Annotated in this window: 16 protein-coding genes; 2 read left to right on the forward strand and 14 right to left on the reverse strand. The window is 59.4% G+C overall.

Annotated elements, in window-relative coordinates; translation table 11 throughout:
- Nucleotides 1-2,004, reverse strand: a complete 2,004-nt coding sequence (gene cyoB, locus IB248_RS00765; RefSeq protein WP_192240011.1) for a cytochrome o ubiquinol oxidase subunit I — start codon at nt 2,002-2,004, stop codon at nt 1-3.
- A 45-nt stretch (nt 2,005-2,049) separates the two neighbouring features.
- Nucleotides 2,050-3,222 carry a ubiquinol oxidase subunit II gene (gene cyoA, locus IB248_RS00770; RefSeq protein WP_192240012.1) on the reverse strand — a complete coding sequence of 391 codons (1,173 nt, stop codon included), beginning with the start codon at nt 3,220-3,222 and terminating at the stop codon, nt 2,050-2,052.
- Between the two features lie 379 nt (nt 3,223-3,601).
- Here cyoA and IB248_RS00775 point away from each other — a divergent pair, with 379 nt between their 5' ends.
- The gene (locus IB248_RS00775) at nt 3,602-4,933 is read left to right on the forward strand and encodes an MFS transporter (protein ID WP_025658243.1); all 1,332 of its coding nucleotides are present in this window, start codon (nt 3,602-3,604) and stop codon (nt 4,931-4,933) included.
- Nucleotides 4,934-5,325: 392 nt separating this feature from the next.
- On the opposite strand, the gene IB248_RS00780 is transcribed toward IB248_RS00775, so the two are convergent.
- The 11 genes from IB248_RS00780 to IB248_RS00830 form a co-directional block, all read right to left on the reverse strand.
- Complete coding sequence (locus IB248_RS00780) at nt 5,326-6,579, reverse strand: ATP-binding protein (protein ID WP_192240013.1); 1,254 nt, start codon at nt 6,577-6,579, stop codon at nt 5,326-5,328.
- Between the two features lie 445 nt (nt 6,580-7,024).
- Entirely contained in the window at nt 7,025-7,495 is a 471-nt protein-coding gene (locus IB248_RS00785) for a Crp/Fnr family transcriptional regulator (RefSeq protein WP_018856664.1), read from the reverse strand.
- Nucleotides 7,496-7,588: 93 nt separating this feature from the next.
- Entirely contained in the window at nt 7,589-10,303 is a 2,715-nt protein-coding gene (locus IB248_RS00790; RefSeq protein WP_192240014.1) for an ABC transporter ATP-binding protein, read from the reverse strand.
- Nucleotides 10,304-10,498: 195 nt separating this feature from the next.
- Nucleotides 10,499-11,632: a glycosyltransferase gene (locus IB248_RS00795; protein ID WP_192240015.1), complete on the reverse strand. Its 1,134-nt coding sequence runs from the start codon at nt 11,630-11,632 to the stop codon at nt 10,499-10,501.
- Nucleotides 11,629-12,876: a glycosyltransferase gene (locus IB248_RS00800; RefSeq protein ID WP_192240250.1), complete on the reverse strand. Its 1,248-nt coding sequence runs from the start codon at nt 12,874-12,876 to the stop codon at nt 11,629-11,631. Before IB248_RS00800 ends, IB248_RS00795 begins: the two co-directional genes overlap by 4 nt.
- Nucleotides 12,877-12,887: 11 nt before the next feature.
- Entirely contained in the window at nt 12,888-14,096 is a 1,209-nt protein-coding gene (locus IB248_RS00805; RefSeq protein WP_192240016.1) for a glycosyltransferase family protein, read from the reverse strand.
- A gap of 90 nt (nt 14,097-14,186) precedes the next feature.
- Nucleotides 14,187-15,359, reverse strand: a complete 1,173-nt coding sequence (locus IB248_RS00810; protein ID WP_169683720.1) for an ABC transporter permease — start codon at nt 15,357-15,359, stop codon at nt 14,187-14,189.
- Nucleotides 15,360-16,358, reverse strand: coding sequence for an ABC transporter permease (locus tag IB248_RS00815; RefSeq protein ID WP_169683721.1), 999 nt, complete (start codon nt 16,356-16,358; stop codon nt 15,360-15,362).
- 3 nt (nt 16,359-16,361) lie between these two features.
- Nucleotides 16,362-18,272: an ABC transporter substrate-binding protein gene (locus IB248_RS00820; protein WP_192240017.1), complete on the reverse strand. Its 1,911-nt coding sequence runs from the start codon at nt 18,270-18,272 to the stop codon at nt 16,362-16,364.
- Nucleotides 18,266-20,158 carry an ABC transporter ATP-binding protein gene (locus IB248_RS00825; RefSeq protein ID WP_192240018.1) on the reverse strand — a complete coding sequence of 631 codons (1,893 nt, stop codon included), beginning with the start codon at nt 20,156-20,158 and terminating at the stop codon, nt 18,266-18,268. Before IB248_RS00825 ends, IB248_RS00820 begins: the two co-directional genes overlap by 7 nt.
- A gap of 152 nt (nt 20,159-20,310) precedes the next feature.
- Nucleotides 20,311-21,654 carry an adenylate/guanylate cyclase domain-containing protein gene (locus IB248_RS00830; protein WP_192240019.1) on the reverse strand — a complete coding sequence of 448 codons (1,344 nt, stop codon included), beginning with the start codon at nt 21,652-21,654 and terminating at the stop codon, nt 20,311-20,313.
- Between the two features lie 432 nt (nt 21,655-22,086).
- Between IB248_RS00830 and IB248_RS00835 the strand changes: the two genes are divergently transcribed.
- Nucleotides 22,087-23,442, forward strand: coding sequence for a nucleotide sugar dehydrogenase (locus tag IB248_RS00835; protein WP_192240020.1), 1,356 nt, complete (start codon nt 22,087-22,089; stop codon nt 23,440-23,442).
- On the opposite strand, the gene IB248_RS00840 is transcribed toward IB248_RS00835, so the two are convergent.
- Complete coding sequence (locus IB248_RS00840) at nt 23,432-24,610, reverse strand: DUF3095 domain-containing protein (protein WP_192240021.1); 1,179 nt, start codon at nt 24,608-24,610, stop codon at nt 23,432-23,434. The genes IB248_RS00835 and IB248_RS00840 overlap by 11 nt on opposite strands.
- Between the last annotated feature and the right edge of the window lie 39 nt (nt 24,611-24,649).

The raw sequence follows: 24,649 nt of genomic DNA on the forward strand, positions 1-24,649 counted from the left end.
TTACACCTGCTCGGCAAGCAGCGCGGTACGCTTGCGTTCCGTTTCCGTGACTTCTTCGGCGGGGATATAGAAGTCGCGATTGTAGTTGAAGGTATGGCCGATCGCGACGGCGATCATGGCGACGAACGAAAGCACGACCAGCCACCACATGTACCAGATGAGGGCAAATGCCAGCACGACGCTGATCGCGCCGAGGATGACACCGGTTCCGGTGTTCTTCGGCATGTGGATCGGCTTGAAGCCTTCCAGCGGACGGGCATAGCCGCGCGCCTTCATGTCGTACCAGGAATCATGGTCATGGACGACGGGCGTGAAGGCGAAGTTGTAGTCCGGCGGCGGCGACGAGGTCGACCATTCCAGCGTGCGGCCATCCCAGGGATCACCGGTCGTATCCCGCAACTCCTCGCGCTTGAAGAAGCTGACGACGAGCTGGATGATGAAGCTGGCGATGCCAATCGCGATCAGGACGGCGCCGAAGGCGGCAAGGATGAACCAGATCTGCAGCGACGGATCTTCGAACTGCGACACGCGGCGCGTGACGCCCATCAGGCCGAGCACGTAGAGCGGCATGAAGGCGAAGTAGAAGCCGATCAGCCAGAACCAGAAGGACATCTTGCCCCAGAACGGATCGAGCTTGTAGCCGAACGCCTTCGGGAACCAGTAGGTGACGCCAGCCATCAGGCCGAACACCACGCCGCCGATGATGACGTTGTGGAAGTGGGCGATCAGGAAGAGCGAGTTGTGCAGCACGAAGTCGGCGGGCGGAACGGCGAGCAAAACGCCGGTCATGCCGCCGATGACGAAGGTCACCATGAAGCCGAGCGTCCACAGCATCGGCACTTCGTAGCGAATGCGTCCCCTGTACATCGTGAACAGCCAGTTGAACATCTTCGCCCCCGTGGGGATCGAGATGATCATCGTGGTGATGCCGAAGAAGGAGTTGACGCTGGCACCCGAACCCATCGTGAAGAAGTGGTGCAGCCACACGAGGTAGGACAGGATCATGATCACGCAGGTGGCGTAGACCATCGAGGCGTAGCCGAAGAGACGCTTGCCGCAGAAGGTGGCAACGACTTCCGAGAAGATGCCGAATGCCGGCAGCACGAGGATGTAGACCTCCGGGTGGCCCCAGATCCAGATGAGGTTGACATACATCATCGGATTGCCGCCGAGATCATTCGTGAAGAAGTTCGTGCCGGCGTAACGGTCGAGCGACAGCAGCGCCAGCGTCGCCGTCAGGATCGGGAAGGTCGCGACGATCAGGATGTTGGTGCAGAGCGCGGTCCAGGTGAAGACCGGCATCTTCATGAAGCTCATGCCGGGTGCGCGCATCTTCACGATCGTCGCGATCAGGTTGATGCCCGATAGCGTCGTGCCGACACCGGCCACCTGGAGACCCCAGATGTAATAGTCGACACCGACGCCCGGGCTATAGGCGGCTCCCGACAGCGGCGGATAGGCAAGCCAGCCGGTCTGGGCGAATTCGCCAATGAAGAGCGAGATCATGATGATGATCGCACCGGCGGTCGTCATCCAGAACGAGAAATTGTTCAGGAACGGGAATGAAACGTCGCGGGCGCCGATCTGCAGCGGCACGACGAGGTTCATCAGGCCCGTGACGAACGGCATGGCCATGAAGAAGATCATGATGACGCCGTGGGCCGTGAAGACCTGGTCGTAGTGATGCGGCGGCAGGTAGCCGGCGGATCCGTTGAACGCGATTGCCTGTTGCAGACGCATCATGATCGCGTCGGAAAAGCCGCGCAGCAGCATGATGAGCGCCAGGATGACGTACATGATGCCGATCTTCTTGTGATCGACGCTCGTCAGCCAGTCGCGCCAGAGATAACCCCAAAGCTTGAAATAGGTAACAACACCCAGAAGCGCGATGCCGCCAAGTGCGACTGCCGCAAAGGTCACGACCAGGATCGGCTCGTGATAGGGGATCGATTCTAGGGTCAACCGACCGAAGATGAACTTCAGGAGGTCAGGATTGGAAAACATGGATGAACCCGTTCATTGATGTCGTATCGACGCAAAGCGCCAGGTCTAATTGCTGTTTGATTGCGCAGGCGCCGGGTCGCTGCCGGTGCCGTGGTCCATGCCGGGCATTGTGTGCCCGTCATGCTGCATTCCTGGCATCTGCGTGCCGCCAGACTGGCCGGCGCCGTTTTGAGCGTCTGCCGGCTTGGTTTCGCCGGCATCGGGGCTTTCGCCCGCAGGCGTTTCGTGACCGCCACCGGCCTGATCGGAGTGGCGGTTGTCGTAGAGCAGCTTCTCGCGATTTTCGGCGCTTTCCTTGCCGCCGCCACCCATCCGGTCGATGTGCATCATTTCGTTCATGCACATCTGACCGGGGGCCGCACACATGTTGAGGATCGCGTTGAAGAGATCCTTGTCGACGGTCGAGAAGTAACGCACCGGCTCCCTCTCACTCGGCCGTTCGAGCTTGAGATAGGTATCTCTATTAAGCGCAGTTCCCTTTTCCCTGACCTGCGCAACCCATTGGTCGAAGCCCTGCTGGTTTACGCCATGGAATTTGAAGCGCATGTGGGAGAAACCCGCGCCGCTATAGTTGGCCGAAAAGCCGTCGAAGATGCCTTCCTGGTTGATGACGGCATGAAGCCTGGTCTCCATGCCGGGCATTGCATAGATCTGGCCCGCAAGCGCAGGCACGTAGAAGGAATTCATGACCGACGAGGAGGTGATCCTGAAGCTGATCGGAACATCGACTGGCGCTGCCATTTCATTGACGGTCGCAATCCCGAGTTCGGGATAGAAGAACAGCCATTTCCAGTCGAGTGCGACGACTTCGACGGTCAGCGGCTTGGTATTGGCCGGGATGGCGCGCTCGGCATCAATCCGATCGAGCGGACGAAATGGGTCGAGCTTGTGCGTGCTGATCCAGGTGATGGCCCCGAGCGCGATGATGATGGCCAGCGGTGCTGACCAGATGACCACTTCGAGACGGGTGGAATGGTGCCATTCCGGATCATAGGTGGCAGCCGTATTGGAACGGCGATAACGCCAGGCAAACAGCAGCGTCAGGAAGATCACCGGAACGATGATCAGCAGCATCAAAACCGTCGACACGATAATCAGGTCGCGTTGCTGCATGGCGATATCGCCCGAAGGCGACATGACCACCAAATTGCATCCCGCCAGCGTCAGAAGCAGGGGCAGAATGAGGAGATGGCGGGAAAACTTTGGCAGTTTTTGCACGTCTCTATGCTCTTGTTGTTTCGTCCAGACCGCGACTAAAGCACCGTACCTGATAGCAACATGAGGTGTTTGGTCGCAGTGCAGCAGAAATGCCGCACTGCGGGATAAGGCACGTGGCGCAGGATGTCAAAATCCTGAGGAAAATTCGAAGGATTCTTGCGCACAATCCATTTTGAGGGGCTAATATATCCGTACACGCCGATCATGCCAGTCTTTTGCAGACCGATTTCGCGGCATGACCGTGATTTTTAATCCACATCTGATTTTCAAGCCGGATGATGAACTATTTGCGTCGATCGGACTTGATAAGCGCAGTGGTTTGATCAAGATCGCTAGTGAGGCGCTTTGCCACAGGGTGCCTCAATGAGGGAGGCATTTAATGGCAGGCACAACACACTACGGACCATCGTCCACATCGATGGAGCAGGACGCGCGGCGAATTCATGCCGACAAGCCGATATCAGCCGGCAGCATCGCGATGGGCGTCGTCATCGGGCGCGCGTCCGAATTTTTCGATTTCTTCGTCTACGGCCTGGCATCCGTGCTGGTCTTCCCTCAGCTTGTCTTTCCTTTCGCGCCCGATCGACTGACGGCAACGCTTTATTCCTTTGCGATCTTTTCGCTCGCATTTCTGGCGCGCCCGGTGGGATCGCTCGTGTTCATGACCATCGACCGTTTCTATGGCCGCGGCGCCAAGCTGACCATTGCATTGTTCCTGCTTGGGGGCTCGACGGCTTCGATCGCTTTCCTGCCCGGCTACAGCGAGATTGGAGCCTGGTCGATCGCGTTGCTTGCCCTGTTCCGGCTCGGGCAGGGCTTTGCGCTCGGCGGCGCATGGGACGGCCTGGCGTCGCTGCTGGCACTCAACGCGCCGCCAAACCACCGCGGCTGGTATGCGATGATCCCGCAGCTCGGTGCCCCGATCGGCTTTGCGCTGGCAAGCGCGCTTTTCGGCTATTTCATCGCCAATCTTTCCAGTGAGGACTTCCTGAGCTGGGGCTGGCGCTATCCGTTCTTTGTCGCCTTTGCGATCAACGTGGTTGCGCTGTTTGCGCGTTTGCGTCTGGTCATGACGCCCGAATTCGGCTCCGCACTGGAACAGCACGAGCTCGAGGCGGCACCGATCCGCGACGTGGTGCGTATCCATGGTCGCGACATCCTGCTCGGCGCCTTCGTGCCGCTCGCGAGCTTCGCGATGTTCCACCTGGTGACGATCTTCCCGCTGGGTTGGGTGTATCTTTACGGAACCCAGCCGATCGGCGGTTTCATGGTTGTGCAGATCATTGGCGCCGTGGTCGGTCTCGTCGCGATCGTCGTCTCCGGCATGATCGCAGACCTAATCGGCAGGCGTGCCCAGCTTGCGATCTGTGCCGTGCTGATTGCGATCTTCAGCTTTGTCGGTCCGCTCCTGATGGCAGCCGGCTCCGGGGGACAGAGTGCATTCGTGATCATCGGCTTCGGCGTCCTCGGACTGTCCTTTGGCCAGGCGACCGGCTCGATTTCGTCGCGCTTCGGCAGAGGTTATCGCTATACCGGTGCGGCCTTTACCTCCGACCTTGCCTGGCTCGTCGGCGCCGGCTTTGCCCCGCTCGTCGCGCTGACCCTGTCCAGCCACTTTGGTCTGCCTTTCGTTGGCTACTACCTGCTGTCTGGCGCGGTCTGTACGCTTGCGGCATTGGCCTTCAGCAGAGCGCTCGAACAGCGCGAGTAGAGAAGATCCGTTCAATCCGGGTCTATCCTGCAGCTCTAAAGTAGGATGTGCGTTCTGCACGTTGTGACGGGGATCGCCCTACCGCGTCCCCTAAACATCTACGCTGCGCATGGTCCTCATCTCGATGAAGCGGTTTCATCTCCCAAGCTCAAAATGCGAACGCCACTGCTGGGGAGATGAGGGACGCCGCCTGCGACCGAACAGGTGCCGATCACCAGCATTGAATGCCTATCGATCCTGCCCGCGAAACGCTTCATGCGACTGCACGCGCAAAGCGGAGCAGTCCCTGGGAGCAGCCGACGCTGACGAGATTGCCGTCGACCTCGTGCAGACTTTAGCTATTTTTTAAGCTCGGAGAATGGGGAGGCTGTTTGCGCACTAACCTTGCCCGCCTACATTGACCACAAGGTTGACAACGGCGCAGCCTGAAGCTTTTCCCCGAAGGGTGTGATCCGGTCGTGATCGTGTAAGACGAGGCCACGCAGGAACCGATCCCCCACAGCGCCCTGCAACTGACGCAACCCGCGAAAGTCGTCTGCCTTCACGGTCGCTGAGGCCTTGATCTCGATACCAATGATCCGGCCCCGTCGATCTTCAATGACGACATCCACCTCGTCCTGGTCCTTTGTCCTGTAGTGCGAGAACGACAATCGCCGCTCAGACCATGAGGCAAGCTTCATCAGTTCCGACACGACGAAACTTTCCAGGAGTGGGCCAAACCTGGTCCTGTCCTCATGTAATCGCCTCACCTCATCTTCGCGCAACGCGGCAAGCAATCCGGTATCGATGAAATGAAGCTTCGGCGTTTTGACAAGCCGACTCAGGCGATTGTTCGACCACGGGGCAAGGGTCTTCACGAGAAAAAGGCGTTCCAGAATGGCAACGTATTTTTGTGCCGTTGCGCCTGAAAGTCCAAGTGCCGAACCGAAGCTGCTGTTGTTGATCAATTGTCCCGCATGTTCCGCGAGTATCAAAAGGAGCCGCGGCAAGCGATCGAGCTGATCTATATTGGCGATGTCGCGTACGTCGCGATCCAGAATCAAGCTGACATAGTCCTCGAGCCATGAGACGCGTCTGGCTATGGAGGATCTTCTGAGGACTTCAGGATAACCGCCGGCAAGCACGACGTTCATCATGTCCTCGCCGAGGAGCGCAGGGCTCGCGTTCTCCAGTTCCTCTCCCGCGAAAAGACGATCCAACATTCGGCCAGGAGTCGACCGGATTTCGGCCTGTGCGAAGGGGAGGAGCGGGATGACAGCCATGCGGCCAGCCAGAGAATCAGCGATTGCAGGTATGGTAGCGAGATTGGCAGAACCCGTCAGGAGAAACCGGCCGGGCTCCTCGTCAACATCGACACTTGCCTTGATCGCGAGCATAAGATCGGGAGCTCGCTGAACTTCATCAATAACCGCCCGTTTGAGTCCCCTAACAAAGCCTATGGGATCCGCCTTGGCAGCACTCAGGGTGCCGACATCATCAAGAGTAATATAGGGACGGTCCCTTCCCGAAAACATCCGCGCGAGGGTCGTCTTGCCGGCCTGTCGTGGCCCCGATATCAAGACGACGCGCGTGTCCGCCAGCGCAGTTTGCACCAAGGGAAAAGCTTTGCGGTCAATCAGGGCTCTGGAGGCAACATGCTCGCTCATCCGACCATCTTTAACGCATATTCCGGCCAATTTAAAGTGAGCGCCCGTCTATTCTAAAATCAAAGCGCGTCCGTTCTAAAACACCGGCCGGCTTTCGCACCCGTCGAAGTCCTGGATTCCGGCCTATTGCATCGGCTTGCGGAATACGAAGGGCGGAGGATGATATTGGCGAGCGTTGACCACGATGTGCTGATCGCGACCCCGATCGGCTGAAGCTGAGAGCGATCCGCGACCAGCTCGACACGTGGCTGCGCTGGTTTACGAGGTTCGTTCGTTGTGCCGCGAACGCACCCCAGCAGCGTCTGGACGCCTGCAGAATGCGCAAACAGCCGGGGGCTGCAGATATGACCCGGATTGAACAGGATCTGTTCCAAAGTCACGAAAAACAGCAAAGGCCACTCAGGTTTCTTTAGGCAGGCCTTTGCATTCATTGATGATGAAATCGCTACATCGCGGCTACCTGCGGCTGCTTCGCCGCGCGCGCTGCGGTCAATTCCGCTGTTGTATGGTTCAGACGGTCTGCCAACACGCGCATGATCTCGACAGCCATTTCGGGGAAATCGCTGAGCAATTTAAGGAAGTGCTCCTTGCTGATGCGCAGCACTTCCAGCGGCGAGGTGGCGCGAATCGTCGCGGTACGCGAGACGTCGCACAATATGGCGATTTCACCGACGATGGAGTTGGGTTCCACATCGGCGACCTTGATGTCGCCTGCAGGTGAATGGACAAGAATGTCGGCCGTTCCGGACAGGACAACATAGGCTGCATCCCCCGGATCCCCCTGATGGAAGAGGTCCTGCCCGACGTTGTATGTCATGCGATCGGAAGTGAAGGCCAACAATTTGAGTTTTGCAGGTGCAATTCGCGAGAAAATCGGCACCCGCCGCAGCATTTCGACTTCGTCTCTCAACAACATATACGTACTACCCCCGTCACGCTTTCCGGTGCGCGACGCTTGACCGTGGCACCTCGCAAGGGGGCACCATCTTTATTGTCCCTCTTTAGGATATTACGATAACAGTTCCTTGAACATACCGTTTTGTTCGGAAAGCTCCGGAAAATTGCCTGCTTCGGCCAGCGCACCGCGGTCAAACAGCAGGATTCGATCAAACAATTCCGCAAGTTTTGCGTTCGAAAGCACCCAGATGATGGCCGGCTGTTCGCCTTCCTTGTGCAATCCCTCGACCACATTTCGGGTAATCTGATCCTGAACACGCTGGTCGAGCGCGGATAACGGCCGGTTGAAGACAAAATAGTCAGACCGTTTGAGAAGCGCACGGGCAAGGTTCAGCTTCTGCCGTTGCGCCATCGTCAGGCGCTTGCCGCCAGAACCGACATCAAACTCAAGCCCAATCGACAAGACGTCGTCGAAGAGTTCGAGAGAGTCGAAGAGTTCGCCCATGATGGCCCGGATGCGATCGGACGCGTCAGCCTGCTGATAGGCGATGCGCCCGAACAGGACGTTGTCCATCAGGCTTGCCGAGGAGATGAAGTCCTCCGGATCATACCGCTCGATGACGGCGGAAAGATCATCCGGAATATTCTCATGGAACTGTTTGCGGGCGCTGACGATCTTGGCCATCAGCGCGTCGGTCAGAAGACCGAAACGGTGCCGCGGCTCGATATAGGCAAAGCTGAGACGGATGATTGCAGAGCGCTCTTCGGGCGTTGCGTCATCAAACCGTCGGCTCTGCAATTTCTGCAGCAGCGCCTGATAGGTCGGGATATCGTCAGCCGTCATGAAGGTCAGCTGCTGGAAGAACGGGTGATCCGGCGGCAGATCATGGAAGAGTTCGACGGCATTCTCCGCGATCTCCAGACCCATGGCGTAGAGATCGTCGCTGAGGCCGGTGTCGCGGAAGAGCGCCTGGAAATAGGGGTGGGCCGCCAGCCGGCGATTGTTCATCATCGGCCGTTTCATCGAGCCGAAGAGCAAATTCTCGCCGACGGTGGCTTGCGGATTGAACGCATCGAAATCGAACGGTACGACGATATTGCCGAGCTCCGACTCCTGCATGCGCTTGCGAAGTGCCGTACGCAGATCGACGATATGTCCGGCAAGCGTCACATGCACGCTCGTGTTGACGGTCGATCGAAGCGCCAGGTCGAGAATGTCCTGTGAAATGAGGACCGCATCGAGCACAGGACGGATTGCCGTCAGGATGTCCTCGGGGCCGGTTGCGCCGGCGGCCTGGTAGTCCACCCAGTCGCTGTTGATATCCATTGTCGGGTTGCCGGCCTTGACGGCCTCCTCGGCATGCCACTTGGCTTCAAGAGCCTCCTTGCCGTCGTACTGCGGGTCGCGCATCGGGGCATGCTTCAAGCCGTAAAGAAGATTGTCCCTGAGCGTCCCGTGGAAGAAGTAGGCGTCAGCGGAGGCGTAGGACATGCGCCTGCCGGTAATGGATTCAGGCAGACCGAGAAGGTCATGGCCATCGATCGTCACGCGGCCGGAATCCGGCCACACAAGCCGGCCGAGGGCTTCCGCGAAGGCTTCGGCACCACTCGAGTTCGGGCCGACGACCGCGACCGTTTCGTTGGGCTTGATTTCGACCGAGACGTGGTCGACCAGCCGCGCGCCACTGTCGTCACTCACAGTGAGGTTTGTGACCACGAGCGGAGCTGTCAGGGCGCCGATCGTTTCTGACGAGATGTCCTGTATCTTGCCGTCGATCAGCGGCTCGACGTTGAACTGCTCGTAGACCTGTTGATACTTGACCTGCACATCCTGGCGCATCTGATCCCAGTCGATCAGTTCCTTGAGCGGACCCGGCAGATCCTTGTAGGCGCTGATGACCGCAACGAGCTGACCGATGTCCAGTCGGCCCTGCAGCGCGAGATAGCCGCCGATTGCATAAAACAGGAATGGAGTGACCTGGGCGAGGAAATTGTTCAGGAATTTGACCAGGAACTTCCACTGGTAGAGGTCATAACGGATCGAGAAGATCAGCCCGAGCCTGGTGGCGATGTCAGCACGCTCGAAATTCGAAGTGTCGTTGCCGTGAATCGTGCCGATGCCATCGACGATTTCGCCGACACGTCCGGACAGCTCGCGGGCTGTCAGCTGACGCTGGCGGCCAAGCTCGAGCAGGCGCTTTCTCATGCGCGGGATCACCACCGCCTGCACGCCGACGATTCCCGCGGCAATCATCCCGAGCCAGAAATTCTGCACGATGATGAAGGCGAGCGCCGTCAGCGCCTGACCGCCGAGCAAGGCAGGCGAAACGAAGGCATCCCCCGTGAAGCCGCCCATCGGTTCGACTTCATCCTTGATCATCGTTGCGATCTCGGCGGACTTGACGCGCTTGAAATGCGACGGCGGAAAGCGGAGTACCCGGTCGATCAACTCGAAACGGATGCGGCGCAGCATGCGCTCGCCAAGCCGTCCCTTGTAGGTGTTGATGTAGAATTTGAAGAGGCCGTTCAAGACGACCAGCGCGAGGAAGACGAGGCTGAGCCCCATCAGCATTTGCAGGCGGTCAAGCTGCAGGCCCTTGAAGAACTCTACCTCGCCGATGACCGGAAAGGTGTAGGACAACCGCATGAACGTCTGCGTTGCGCCTTCGCCCTCGAAGCCAGAGCCCTGAATCGGTCCGTTGACGATCTGCTTCGGCAGGTCGAAGGACAGAAAATAGGGGATCATCGAGACTGCAACGACTGTCAAAATCCAGAGCTGCTGCAGCCGCGTGTTCGACCAGATGTAACGCGCGAGGCTTTTTTCCATTGCTAACCGTCAGTTGCCTGGGAAATCTGGGGGCAGTGAACCTGCGGCGAAGCCAAAGGGAATGCCGAAAACAGGATCATGCAACCGGACCGCCGTATCTCATAACGAAAACAAGGCGCATCGGATTTCCATCGTCATGCCGATTCTCGCCGGGACGTTGTTTATATCACATCATTTTTGCAAAGTGCGAGGCTTTCACCCAATCATGGACCGAATGATTGATGCCGTTTTGCCGGCCCCCCCGAGATCGAGAAATGCCGAGGCTGCCCGCGGTTTTGCGAGTGCCGTTGTGACGGCATTGGCAACGATTTCGGGCGTCAGACCGGCCTCCGGCAGGATATCCGCGAGCCCGAGTGCCCGCAGCCGTTCGGCGCGGACCGTTTGTTCCGTCTCTCCACCGGCAACGAAGGGAATGAGGATCATCCGGCAGTCGGTCTGAAGCAGATCGCCAACGGTGTTATAGCCCGCCTGCGAGATGGAAACACGCGCGCCGCGCAGCAGCGATGGGAAATCCTTGCGAAACCGGGTCAGCGTAACGTTCGAGGGCGTTGCCTTCGAAAGGCTGGCGAAGTCGGCCTCGGGAAGGTTCGGCCCGCTGATCAGCAGCCACCGCAGGTTCCCCGGCAACATCGCGGCCGCGCCATTGGCCGCGCGAAGCAGGTCGAGGCCGACGGCTCCGCCACCAGCGGATGCAACAATGTCGAAGGTCTCTTCAGGATCAGCCGCCCGCGGGGCCGCCACCAAGCCGGTATAGAGGAGCTTGGAGGCAATCTCCGCCGTCAGGGGAAAGGTATCTTCCAGGCGAACGAAGCTCGGATCCCCGTGCACCAGGACGCCGTCGAAATGGTCTCTGACCAGCGCCACGGTCTCCTCGTCGCGCCCGGGCTTCCGGTTCTGCTGCAGGATATCGCGCACCGAGCTGAAAAGCTTCGGCCGTGGATGCGCTTTTTCGATTGCATCAAGAAGCGGGAGCAGCTCGAACCGCATCTGCCGGCGGCCAAAAGGAAATGCTTCGATGATGACGACGTCGGGCGCTGTATCATGGAAGGCTTCGAGCAGCAGATCCCGGCGTTTGCTCAGGAACGCCTCGTCGGCGGCAACACCATTGCTGTCCGCAAGTCCGGAAAAACCGGCATTGCTTGCCACCACCGCTGGAAGAGCCACCGTCCTGATGCCGTCTCCCGGGAAACCCGGAACCGGCAGCCCACCGGTCACGACGGTGACGTCGAACCCGTCGCTGCCAAGCGCGCTCGCGATGCGGCTTGCCCGGGCAATATGCCCGATGCCAAGCAAATGCTGGACATAGAAAAAGACCCGGGGCGCGTTCATGAGGCTTTCTGCCATTCCTGTTCAAACAGATGGCCGAGCTCGGTGATGCTCACCTCGTGGTCAAAATGCTCGCGCACGCGTCTTTCGGCCGCATCTCCCAGCCGCGACCGCAAGGCAGGATCGCGGATCAGTGCCTCGAGTGCCGCCGCAAACGCCGCAGGATCCTCGGGTGGCACGAGCCTGCCGTTTTCACCGTCGACAAGAAGCTCCGGCACGCCGGATACCGACGTCGAGATACAGGGCAGGCGCTGGCTCGATGCCTCCACCAATACGTTCGGCAGGCCGTCGCGATCGCCATTGGATGCAATCCGGCAGGCAAGTGCGAAAATATCGGCCTGGCGGTAGTGATCGAGCACGTCCTCCTGTGCGAGTGCGCCCTTCCAGCTGATCCGATCCGTCAGATTGAGATCTTCAGCAAGTGCCTTCAGCTTCGGCAGCTTGTCGCCGCCGCCGATATGCTCGAAACGCCAGTTCAGGTCGCCGGGCAGCAGTGCGAGTGCCTTGAGCAGCGTCTCGTAGCCCTTCTTCTCGACGGCACGGCCGACACTGAGAATGACGACAGGGTTCGCCGGGTCGCTGCCGTTGCGCTGCGATCGCTGGCCGCCGAAATGCCCGAAACGTGCCAGATCGAGGCCGTGATAGCTCAGATGAACAGCGTCCTTGCGGGAGGTCAAGGTGCGCATGTGCTCATAGCCGCTTCGCGTGCAGGTCACCGTCCAGCGGGCGCTGCCAAGCTTCTCATGCAACTCCCAGTCCGGCGATGTCCAGATGTCCTTGGCATGGGCCGAACAGGTCCAGGGTACATCGGTGAGAATGCTCGCATATTCGGTCACGGAGGCAGGGGTATGGATGAAATGTGCGTGCAGCCACTCGCCGCTATCCGGCCATTCGCGTGCGAGCACCATCGCCTGTCCAAGCCGCCTGAAGCGGTTGCGAGAGATGTCACGTGGGAGGTCCTTGAGGAAGCGCTGCCAGAGAGCCTTGATCCCGGGCCGCCGGAAGCTCGCAAACAGCCCCTTCAGCACGCGGATCGGCTCTTCGTGAAGATACTCGGGGAGATAGACGACGCGTGCCCTGATCTCGTCATGCACGGGATGCCGCTTCTTGTCGGTTGGCCGGCGCATCGAGATCAAGGTCAGGTCAAACCCGGCCTTCTCCAGGCCGAGCAGTTCCTGGGCGATAAATGTCTCCGAAAGGCGCGGGTAGCCTTTCAGCACAACGAGAATCTTACGACGCTTCGACAAGATCTTGTTCTTCACTCGGCTCCGACGACGGACAGATGCGAGCCCCGGCCATCCAGCCAATGTCCGACCGTCTGCGAAATGTGATCGAGGCCCTGCAACTGCAAGGTACAGCCGCTTTTGGACGGCGGTGCGCGTTCGGGAAGTCGTTTCAGGGCCTCGGACATCACCTTGGGATCTGCCGACTGGTCCGGCAGCAGCATGTCGATCAGGCCAAGCTCACTCGCTCGCCTGGCGCGCAGCAGCTGCTCTTCGCGTGGCTTCACCCGGGGAACAATGAGTGCAGGCTTGTCGAATGAAAGGATTTCGCAATAGGTGTTATAGCCACCCATGGCCACAACGCCGGTGGCCCCCACGATCAGCTCTTCCATATTATTGTCGAACTCGATCACCTCTATGTAGGGAATGCGGGACCCTTTGGCGACCAGCTTTGAGCGCTCCGCAGCCGGCATATAGGGGCCGAGCACGACAAGCGCCTTTTGCTGCAGGGAAGGGTCTTGCTCATAGGCGTTCATGACATCGTGAACGAGATCGGACCCATCGCCGCCACCGCCGGTCGTGACCAGAATGTAGTTGTCCGAGCGCGCATTGATCGAGGTCTTGTTCGTCGAGACACTGCGCTGCAGAAATCCGACGAAATCCATCTTTCTGCGCACACTTGCCGGCACGTCCAGGCCGATCAGCGGATCATAGAAATCAGGCGGTCCATAGACCCAGATGGAATCGTAATACTGGTCGATCTTCTGCATGATGCCGTTCCGCTTCCATTCTGCATCAAGCAGGTGGGGGGCATCCATGATCTCGCGCAGGCCAAGCACCAGAACGGTGCCCTGCGCCTTCAGATAGGCCAGCGTCTCCTCGACTTCGCCCTTCAGTCCCATCGGTTCCTTGTCGACGATGAAAATGTCGGGCTGGAAGGTCTCTGCGGTGTGTCGGATACTCGATTCACGCATCTTCAGCGTTTCATGCAGATCGATATGGCTTGCCATCGACGTATATTCGCCGTTGCGAAGCTTGATGACACTCGGGATCTTCACGAAGTCGACGCGCGCCCGGTAGTCGAACGCGCCGGCAATCGTGGCTCCTGAGATGATCAGAATATTAAGCCCGCGATAGTCCTCGACCAGAGCATGCGCGATCGCGCGGCAGCGGCGCAAGTGGCCGAGCCCGAACGTGTCGTGGCTGTACATGAGGATACGGGCATCTTCCAGGCGCCGTGCCATGGGCAATCCTTCTGCGCTGTGGATCATACGAGCACCGCCGGTTTATTGCTGGCCGTCAAAAGACAAAGCAGTGCTCCGCCGGGCTGGCCGCTATTTGTAGGGATCTGCCGCATCGCGCAAGCCGTCTCCCAGAAAGTTGAACGCCAAAATCACCAGAACGACAGGTATAATCGGAAAAAGCAACCATGGATAGAAGGCGATGACGCTTACGCTCTTTGCTTCTGTCAGCAGAATACCCCAGCTGGTGATCGGCGGGCGCAGACCGAGGCCAAGGAAGCTGAGCGCCGTCTCACCGAGAATCATGCCGGGAATCGAGATCGTGGCAGAGGCGATCAGGTGGGACATGAAGCCTGGAACAAGATGCCGGCCGATGATGCGCGGCGTGCTGGCGCCCATCAGCTGGGCAGCCTGGACATAATCCTCTTCACGCAGGGCCAAGAGCTTTGAGCGCACGGCTCGCGCAAGACCAGTCCAGTCGATGATACCGAGGATGACCGTGATCCCGAAATAGATGACGATGGGGCTCCACGTGACAGGCATGATCGCCGCCAGCGCCATCCAGAGCGGCAGGCTTGGCAGCGACTGAAGAACTTCGATGAGGCGCTGGACGATCAGATCGAAGACACCGCCCCAATAGCCTGCCAATCCGCCGATGACGATACCGAGGCAGAAGCTGATGGCGATACCGATCAGGCCGATCGTCAGCGATATGCGGGCGCCATAGAGAATGCGCGACAGCACGTCACGGCCGAGGCGGTCAGTGCCAAGCAGGAACATCTGCCCGCCGACTGCCGGGCAAACCAGGTGAAGATCCGATTTGACCAGTCCCCAGAACTTGTAGGAATCGCCGCGGCAGAAGAAGCGGATCGGCTGCACCTCATCCGGCTTGTCGGAGTAAAGCCGATGGAGGGTGTCGAGATCGAGCGACATGCTGCGCCCGTAGACGAAGGGGCCGACGAATTTGCCATCGTGGAAGAAGTGCACGCGCTGTGGCGGGGAATGGATGAAGTCCACATTCTTGGTATGCAGCCCATAGGGCGCAATGAACTCGACGACGATAATCATGGAGTAGAGCGCAAGCAGAAAAATGCCGGAGGCAAGTGCCAGCCGGTGCTGCTTGAACTTCCACCACATCAACTGCTTCTGCGAGGCAAGGTGGATGCGCGATTGCGCAGCCGTCATCCCCTCGGTCGCCATGGGATCGAAGGGTGCGGTCGAAACATAATGCGGCATCGGCGCGCCGGGCGGTGGCAAGGGCGACATCTATTTGGTGCTCCTGCCTTGCAGGCGGATACGCGGATCGAGAAAGCCAAGTGCGATATCGGAGACGAGAACCCCGATGACGTTGAGGAAGGCGAGGAACATCAGGAACGAACCCGCAAGATACATGTCCTGGCTCTGCAGGGCCTTGATGAGCATGGGCCCTGTCGTCTCGAGCGACAGCACGATGGCGACGATTTCCGCCCCTGAGATGATCGAAGGCAGGATCGATCCGATATCGGCGACGAAGAAGTTGAGAGCCATGCGCAGTGGATACTTCACGAGCGCGCGAAGCGGGTGAAGCCCCTTGGCGCGGGCGGTGACGACGTATTGTTTCTGCATCTCGTCGAGCAGATTGGCGCGAAGCCGGCGGATCATGCCGGCCGTTCCCGCCGTGCCGACGATGATGACCGGAATCCACAGATGCGAGAGAATGGACCGCGCCTTTTCCCAGCTCATCGGTTCGTTCAGGAACCTTTGGTCCATCAAGTGGCCGATCGAGACGCCGAACCAGATGTTGGCGAAGTACATCAGGATCAGGGCCAGCATGAAGTTCGGGATGGCGATGCCGAGCAGGCCGAGAAAGGTCAGCCCGTAGTCGCCCCAACTATACTGATGGGTCGCCGAATAGATCCCGATCGGAAAGGCGATCAACCACGTCAGCAGGATCGTGGAAAAGGAAACGAGCATCGTCAGCCAGAGACGATCACCGACGACTTCCGAGACCGGCAGCTGATATTCGAACGAATAGCCGAAGTCCCCGTGCAGCATGCCGCCGACCCAGAAGAAGTAGCGGACGATCTCAGGCTTGTCGAAACCGTATTGTATCCTGAGTTCTTCGATTTCCTGCAGGTTGGCACTCTCGCCCTGCGCCCGCAGCTCGGCGATCTGGCTTTCGAAAAAGTCGCCCGGCGGAAGTTCGATGATGGTGAAGACCAGCGCCGAGATGATGAACAGTGTCGGCACCATCGCAGCAATGCGCCAGAGGATGTATTTCAGCATCCCTCAAGCCTCCTTGAACCAGAAGGCATCCGGCATGTAGAGGCCGAGATAGGATGTCGGGTCAAAACCATAGAGGCCCTCATCCGGCACGTTCTGCAATTTGGCGGATCGGACGATCGGCTGCAGCGTGCTGTTGATGAGGCCGATCGAGAAAACCTGCTGGGTATAGAGCGCCAGCATCTGATGCCAGATCACCTCTCGCTCTTCGAATCTCGAGGTATCACCCCACTGTTTGAGAAGCGCGACGAGCTGCTGCACTTCCTCAAGGTCCGGCGCGCTGCCTTCCTGCCCGGCCGACAGGTGATACATCCCCCAAAGCGGCCATTGCAGTTGATCGTCGACGGTTGGCGCAAGCTGCCCCGGAGACATGTCCGCGGTCGCAACCCCGTTCTCGATGCCGTACCAGATCGACATCATGATCGTGCCGCTCATGGCGCGGCTGCGGAAAACGTCGCGTTGTGAGGTGCGGGTATAAAGAGCAAGACCGACCTCAAACCAATGATCACGCACCAGTTCCAAAACGTCCGTGTCGAGGTTGCTTTCGCCAGCGGTCTCCACGGTGATTTCGGCACGGCGACCATCCGGCAACAGCCGAATGCCATCGGCGCCACGGTTCGCCAGCCCGAGCTCGTCCAAGAGCTTGTTTGCCTGATCGGGATCATGGGCAATGAAGGCTTCCGCATATTCGGGTCTGAAGAGGGGGCTATCGGGCAAAACGGTATCAGCGCTTGCCTTGCCGAGACCATAGAAGGCAACCATGTTGATCTCATGCCGATCGATCGACATCGACAGCGCCCGGCGGAAGCGCGTTTCCCGGAACAGCTTGCGCCAGACCTCGTCGGCGCAGTTGAGGTTCGGCAGGAGCGCCACGCGCGATCCGCGTACCTGCTTCCACAGGTTGACCTTCACGGGGAACCGCTTTTCGGCGTCCTTGAGGAATGTGTAATCGTTGAAGTCGACGCCAGTGGCCTGCAGGTCGGATTCACCGGCGCCCGCCTTGGCGGCGATGATCGAGGATGAACTGACGTTGAGGATGAACTTGTCGATGTAGGGAAGTTGTACCCCGTTCTCGTCGATGCGATGGAAAAACGGGTTTCGCACGAACACGAATTGGTCGGCCGGCAGAGGCGTCGTGTTGCGCCAGGGATCGAGCGTTGGCAGTTCCGGATTTTCAGGACGCGAGGAACGCGACATCTTGATGTGCAGATCCGCCCACTTCTTGACGCGGTTTTCCTTCATCAGCGCCGAAATACGGAAATCGTCCTGGTATTTCTTGTGAAACTGCTTGAGATAGTGCCCCGGCCCGAAGATCACGAGCGGCAGAGGGCCGGCAAGCGCCGGCAGGAACATCGGATTGGGTCGCTCCCAGGTGTAGCGAACCGTCAAAGCGTCGAGCACTTCGAATTTCGGCAATGTGCCATGGGGTCGCAACTCGAGCGCGCCACCACCAGGTGTCAGGTCCTTGTTGTGGATCACGTCCTCCCACCAGTAGCGGAAATCGTCCACCGTAAAGGGTGCACCGTCGGACCAGCGGTGACCTTCGCGGAGATAGAAGGTGAAGACCGTGTCATCCTTGGATTCGAAACCCAGGAGAATATCCGGCTGGAACATCAGATGCTTGTCGTAACCGACCAGGCGCGAATAGCCATAGACGGTCATGTAGCGGATATCCTTCTGGCTGCCGATGATCGTGCGCACCGTGCCGCCATAGACGCCCGGCAGGCGCCCCGTATCCTTCATCTTGACGATCCGCGGATGCGTCGGCAGGCGATCCACCATGGGAGGAATGCGCCCTGCGCGCAGCCAATCCCTGAGGAATTCGGGTTCGATATCACGATCCTCCGCCGCCTTGACAGCCGAGGGCAGCACTGCCGAACCGATAAGACCACCGAGAAACGTGCGCCGCGTTACCATGAGCGAAGCTCCTTTGCGTCTGCACCCTTGCGGGCACGCACAAGATGGCCGTTGCCGAGATCAGCGTAGGCGAGCTCGGACGCATCATCATGCTCCGCCGTAAAGGTAATGCCCCAGTTCTGCTTGTCTGCGGCGCCGTTTCTTCTCAGCGCCTCGAAATCGAGCGGACGGTTGAGGTCGGGGAAGGGGACCGCCGCCAGGAGCGACTTCGTATAGGGATGCACCGGATCGCGCAGAATGATCTCGCGCGGGGCAATCTCGACGATGCGCCCCTTGCACATCACCGCGATGCGGTCGGCCATGTAGTCGACAACCGCCAGATTGTGCGAAATGAAGAGATATGTCAGCCCGAGATCCTTCTGCAGGTCTTTCAAAAGGTTCAGGATCTGTGCCTGGACGGAAACGTCGAGGGCCGATACGGGCTCGTCGAGAATGATGAGCTTTGGCCCGAGTGCCAGCGCGCGCGCAATGCCGATGCGCTGGCGCTGCCCGCCGGAAAAACTGTGCGGGTAGCGGTTCAGATAGCGCCGGTCGAGGCCGATCGCACCCATCAGCGCCTCTACCCTCTGCTTGCGCTCGGCGCTATCCCCGCGGTCGTGGATCTCCAGCGGCTCGCTGAGGATGTTGCGCACGGTCATGCGCGGTGACAGCGACGAGACCGGATCCTGGAATACCATCTGTATCTTGGTGCGCAGCTCCTGCAGATCGTCGCCGGAAACAGACAGGACGTCGATGACGTCCTTGCCATCGTTGAAGATCACCGAGCCACCGTTCGGCGTCACGGCCCGCATCAGGATCTTGCTGACCGTCGTCTTGCCGCAGCCGGATTCGCCGACGAGCCCTAGGCATTCCCCCCGCCGGATGTCAAAGCTGACATCGTCGACAGCATGAACGACGGCGGCTTCGCGCGTTCCAAAAAGGCCGCGGTTGCGGGTCTTGAAGGTCTTGGAGAGATTGTTGACGGAAAGCAGGATCTCCGGCCCTTCGGCCTTCACCTTCTTCTTGCCGATCAGGGACTCCAGGTTGACAGGCACGTCGCGCAGCGCCTTGAGACGTTCGCCGGGCTTCATGTCGAAATGCGGCACGGCAGCCATCAGACCCTTGAGGTAAGGATGCTGCGGGTTGAGGAAGATCGACTCGACCGGTCCCGCCTCCATGATCTCGCCATGATAGATCACCACCACCTCGTCGGCCATGTTGGCAACGACGCCGAGATCATGCGTGATCAGCAGCATCGCCATTCCGAGCTTGTGCTGCAGGTCGCGCAGCAGCTCCAGTATCTGTGCCTGGATGGTCACGTCGAGCGCCGTGGTCGGCTCGTCGGCGATCAGGAGCGCCGGATTGCAGATCAGCGCCATTGCGATCATCGCGCGCTGGCGCATGCCGCCCGAGAGCTCGAAGGGGTACATGTCGAAGGTGCGCTTCGGATTGGCAAAGCCGACAAGACCCAGCATCTCCTCGGTCCTTTCGCGCGCCTCCTTCTTGTCGGCTTCCGTGTGGATGAGGAGTGCTTCACTGATCTGATTGCCGACGGTGTGGAGCGGCGACAGCGAGGTCATCGGCTCCTGAAAGATCGTCGCCATGCGGCGGCCACGCAGGTCACGCATCTCCTCGCTGTCGCGGGAATAGCGCAGAATGTCCGTCGTCTTGCCATCCAGCGGGTCGGTAAAGAGGATCTGCCCCTCCGCCGTTGCGGGGTTTGGCAGGATGCCCATGATGCTTTGGCTGATGACCGATTTACCTGAGCCGGATTCTCCGACGAGCGCAGTGACCTTGCCCGGCAAAATACGGATATTCGCGTTTTTTACGACGCGCAGGCGATCGCCGAAAACCGAGAAAGAAACGTCGAGGTTCTCGATGCGCAACAGATCCGAGGCGGACGCCATACCAATGAAATTCCCCAGTTTTTCCATGTTCCCGTTAAGGCACACTACCGTACCGCAATCGGGGTGTCCAGTTGATGACGGACACTTGAAAACCGTGGCATTTTACAGGCTGGGGAAGATTCAATCTCGGCTGAATCTGCGCCCTGGTATCTCTACTGGACGAATTCCTCCACCGTCGGTCTTTTGGCCTGCTTTCTAGCATCGCGATGAAGCAGAATGACCTGCTCCGCCTCGGAAAGTCCGGCCGGTGCGACCTCGCGGAAATTCTCTTCGACATGCAGGACGGGTGCTGGCACATGCGGCTGCAAGACCGTGACTTTTTGGCGGATGCCGCGGAGCTTTTCCTCGCCGAGCGTGCGCCACTCGCCGCCGCAGTAGCCGGCAAAGGCCTGGCTTGCGATGACCTCGCTCGAATATTTCTTCGTCAGCGATTGCAGGCGCTGGACCTCGTTGACGGCCGAGCCGAACGCCGAAAAAGTCAGGCGATCCTTGAGGCCGACATTGCCGAACATGACGTTGCCGACGTGCAGGCCGATCCCGTAGGAAACCTTGGTCAGGCCGGCATCCAGTCGCTCCCGGTTCAATTCCGCGACACGCGCTTGCGCCTGGTGGACCGCGGAAAGGGCTGCCTGACAGGCAATCTTGGATGGATCCTTGTGCCGGCCGCAGGGATAGACGGCCAGGAAACCGTCGCCGAGGAAGCTCAGGATCTCACCGCCATTGCGGTTGAATGGCGCAGCGATCGCGTCGAAGAACTGGTTCAGCGTATCGATGTAGGCCTGCCGCCCCTCTTTTTCGGCGTAGACGGTCGACTGGCGCATATCGCCCATGACGAGAGCGGCACGGATCGTCTCGCCGTCGCCACGGCGGATCTGGCCATTCAACACCCGCTTTCCCGCATCACCGCCGAGATAGGTGGTGAGCATGTTGTTGGCGAGCTTGCCTAAGACCGCCATCTTCGCGGCAACGGCAAGATGGTTCTGCATGCGCAACAGCGCATCGATCATGTCGTCGGAGAAGCCGGCGTGGCTATCCGTCGACCATGAGCCCATCATGCCCTGGACGGAGCCATCGCCGAATGGCTGGACGAAAGCCAGATAGTCGGTGATGCGCTCATCGCGCAGGTCGAGGAAGACCGGGAATTCAGCTGGGCCGTCGGCCGGTATCCGGCGACGGATGTGCTGGAGGTTATTGTCCAGGAGATAGTAGTAGGGGCTCTGCAGGAAGCGGTCCGGCTTCTGACCGGCGGCATGGCGATAACCCTCGATCGTGACACCGCTTGCGCGTCGCCATGTAAAGCTCAATGCGTCGTAAAGCGGGTGCAGCATCGAAAACGTCAGATGCACGCGCGCGATCGGCAGCCCTGCCGCCGCAATACGCTCGCAGAATCCGCGAACGATGCTTTCGAGGTCATCTCCGGCCAGCGACGAATTCGTCAGCCATTCAGCGACCCGATCCAACAAAATAGAGGAGACGCTGGATTCGATCGTGCCCATTCTTGGTAGTATCCTCATAAAGCACGTCCATTCCTGAAAAGCGTCGACAACCCTGCCTGCAGCAACGCCGTGCGCAGGGCGGGAAGGAGGATGGACGAGCGGTAATATTGTGTCAACGATCTGCCGGGAGCCCGGCAGCGGCACCTGTCAAACCCTTGATAAAGTGGGTAGGATAGGCAGTCCTTTCTCGTGGTTCGTTATTCGATGTAGATAGGCACGGGACCAATCCCAAACAATGGTATCTGCGCATTTTCTGACCCTGCAATGAAATCTCTTGGGGCATCCGCGCCTTTTTGGTCACACTGGTCGGGACTGCCGGAGGATCGAGGCACAGCCGCAGCGCGAGTCTTCGCGGTTACATCAACGGACGTCGATTTGGCGGCGGGTTTCAATTGGTGCGCTCTTACATTAGATCAAGGTACCTTCAGCACTATGATGAGACCTGCCTTGGCGAGTTCCTCCACCTACGACGTCCTTTCAAACAAGATCGAAACCCGCAATGCCCGAGCCGGTGTCATAGGCCTCGGCTATGTCGGCTTGCCGCTGGCAATCGCCATTGCCCGCTGCGGCTTTGCTGTCACCGGCTTTGACATCGACCCCAACAAGATCGTCTCCCTGGATGCGCGGCGTTCCTATATCGATGCGGTCGCAAGCGACGACCTCGCTGCCGAAATTGACGGCCAGCGCTTTTCGGCCACGACGGATTTTTCCAAGCTTGCGGCCTGCGACGTCATTGTCATCTGTGTGCCGACCCCGCTCACCAGGCATCGCGATCCTGACCTTTCCTTTGTGGAGGCAACGTCTCGGTCGATTGCAGAGCATATGCGTGCCGGCCAGCTCGTGGTGCTGGAATCGACGACCTATCCGGGCACCACGGATGATGTCGTCAAGGTCATCCTGGAGAAAACCGGCCTGAAATCCGGCCGCGACTTCTTCGTCGGATTCTCGCCCGAGCGTGAGGATCCGGGCAACCAGCACTATCACACGGCGACAATTCCGAAGGTTGTCGCCGGCGATGGCGCAGAGGCCCTGGCGCTGATGAAGAGCTTCTACGGCGCTGCGGTCAAAACCGTCGTTCCGGTGTCTTCCAACGCCACTGCAGAAGCCGTCAAGCTGACCGAAAACATCTTTCGGTCGGTCAACATCGCGCTCGTCAACGAGCTGAAGACCGTCTACGCCGCCATGGGAATCGATGTCTGGGAAGTGATCGACGCGGCCAAGACCAAACCGTTCGGCTACATGCCCTTCTACCCGGGCCCGGGCCTTGGCGGCCACTGCATTCCGATCGATCCCTTCTACCTCACCTGGAAATCCCGCGAATACGAGTTGCCGACGCGCTTTATCGAGCTCGCTGGCGAGATCAATTCGGCGATGCCGCGTTATGTCGTCGGCAAACTTGCCGAAACACTCGACATCAAGGCCGGCAAGGCGCTCAGCCGCTCGCGGGTCCTGATCCTTGGCCTCGCCTACAAGAAGAACGTCGCCGACATTCGCGAGAGCCCTTCATTGCGCCTGATGGAGATCATCGAAGAGCGCGGCGGCAAGGCCGACTATCACGATCCCCATGTCGGTGAGATCCCCTCGACGCGCGAATATCAGCATCTGAAGGGCCGGAAATCGGTTGATCTCACGCCCGGAGCCCTGGAAGCCTACGATGCAGTTCTTGTCGCAACCGACCATGATCAACTCGACTATGCGGTGATTGCAGATAGTGCGCGGCTGATCATCGACACCCGCAATGTCTTCACGCGCCTCGGGCTGTTCGCCGACCACATCGTCAAGGCGTGATATCGACTGCTGACAGTGTCTTGCCCGTGATCTGGCTGGCAGCGACGGCGTAGCCGCCGCTGGCACCGTCGACAAAGTGCACGTGGTCGCGTGACACCGGTGTCGGGACAAAACAGGTCATCAGCGCCGAGGACTGCCGGTGCAGGCCGTAACGGGCAATGCCCTTTGCTTTCGCCTCTTCGAGGAGCGCCTGGATACGGGCGAGATGGCCGGCATCGACGTCGATCGTCATCTTCAACCCGTCGTCGAACTTGCGGAAATCTGAATTTCCGGAGACGTCTTGCGTGTAGCGCCGGGCATCGAAACGGCCAAGCTTGATGCCCAGCCTGTGGAGCGCGACGACAAGCGCGACCTGAAACAGGATGATCAGCTTCCGCAGCAGTCTCTTTCCAGGCAGTGCGGTTGCCCGTGCCTCACGATCAACGCCTTGCATAGAAAAGGCAAATTCAGGGCCATCCACGGGAATCGGGTGGCCGCCACGGCCCTGTTCTGAAGAGATAGCCACCACCTCCATTACGAGCTTGCGAAACTCCGGGCTGGGGCGTCCGCCCTCTTCCGGTACGGCGATAATGGAGACGATCTCGCCGTTATGCGCCGCAATCGGGCTCCACCGACAGGAGAGACCGGTCAGATCCGGCCGCGTCCCTGACGGTGCAGGCTCGACGCCGTAGTGTCCGGCCTTCATCTGGCGCTCGGCCCAGCTGGCTCCGCCGCCGGCAAACATGGCATAGGTTACGAAGGGACTGGCGGCGTGACGGGCGACGCGAACGTCCAGGCCTTCCTTGCGAATATCGGCAAGCGGGACGACCGCAATGCGCAGCGTCAGGCCCATTTCCTCCTCTACCCATCGCTGCGTTGCCGCAAGTGCACTTCGCGCCGCATTCTCGAGGTTCCCCGGCAGCGCAACCACGGCACCATCGCCGCCAAACACGAACGGGTAGTCGCCCTTGTCAACCGCATTCAGGACGGCTGAAATGACGCTGACGCCCGCCATGTTGACGTCCTTGTAGCGGCCGGCGGCGATCGCCTGCGTCGAACCGACGATGTCGGCAAGGGCCAGGAACCAGCCGTCGGGAAGCGGGTGATAATTGCTCGTATCGGTTACCCGCTCGAAATCGGTGAAAACGGGTACGTCGGCAAAGAATCTTTCATTCGAGATGTCGTTCATCTGAGAAACCTAGCACAGACCCATGCTGTAACTGCAACG

This window comes from Rhizobium sp. RHZ01, from assembly GCF_014851595.1.
In the GTDB taxonomy this organism is placed as follows: Bacteria; Pseudomonadota; Alphaproteobacteria; order Rhizobiales; family Rhizobiaceae; genus Rhizobium; species Rhizobium altiplani.

Bases quoted from the DNA above. Each gene is read 5' to 3' on its own strand.
- IB248_RS00790 (WP_192240014.1), bottom strand. From the start codon at position 10,303: ATGGAAAAAAGCCTCGCGCGTTACATCTGGTCGAACACGCGGCTGCAG.
- IB248_RS00775 (WP_025658243.1), top strand. From the start codon at position 3,602: ATGGCAGGCACAACACACTACGGACCATCGTCCACATCGATGGAGCAG.
- IB248_RS00785 (WP_018856664.1), bottom strand. From the start codon at position 7,495: ATGTTGTTGAGAGACGAAGTCGAAATGCTGCGGCGGGTGCCGATTTTC.
- IB248_RS00835 (WP_192240020.1), top strand. From the start codon at position 22,087: ATGATGAGACCTGCCTTGGCGAGTTCCTCCACCTACGACGTCCTTTCA.
- IB248_RS00780 (WP_192240013.1), bottom strand. From the start codon at position 6,579: ATGAGCGAGCATGTTGCCTCCAGAGCCCTGATTGACCGCAAAGCTTTT.
- IB248_RS00795 (WP_192240015.1), bottom strand. From the start codon at position 11,632: ATGAACGCGCCCCGGGTCTTTTTCTATGTCCAGCATTTGCTTGGCATC.
- IB248_RS00810 (WP_169683720.1), bottom strand. From the start codon at position 15,359: ATGTCGCCCTTGCCACCGCCCGGCGCGCCGATGCCGCATTATGTTTCG.
- IB248_RS00840 (WP_192240021.1), bottom strand. From the start codon at position 24,610: ATGAACGACATCTCGAATGAAAGATTCTTTGCCGACGTACCCGTTTTC.
- IB248_RS00830 (WP_192240019.1), bottom strand. From the start codon at position 21,654: ATGGGCACGATCGAATCCAGCGTCTCCTCTATTTTGTTGGATCGGGTC.
- IB248_RS00825 (WP_192240018.1), bottom strand. From the start codon at position 20,158: ATGGCGTCCGCCTCGGATCTGTTGCGCATCGAGAACCTCGACGTTTCT.
- IB248_RS00805 (WP_192240016.1), bottom strand. From the start codon at position 14,096: ATGGCACGGCGCCTGGAAGATGCCCGTATCCTCATGTACAGCCACGAC.
- IB248_RS00820 (WP_192240017.1), bottom strand. From the start codon at position 18,272: ATGGTAACGCGGCGCACGTTTCTCGGTGGTCTTATCGGTTCGGCAGTG.
- IB248_RS00815 (WP_169683721.1), bottom strand. From the start codon at position 16,358: ATGCTGAAATACATCCTCTGGCGCATTGCTGCGATGGTGCCGACACTG.
- cyoB (WP_192240011.1), bottom strand. From the start codon at position 2,004: ATGTTTTCCAATCCTGACCTCCTGAAGTTCATCTTCGGTCGGTTGACC.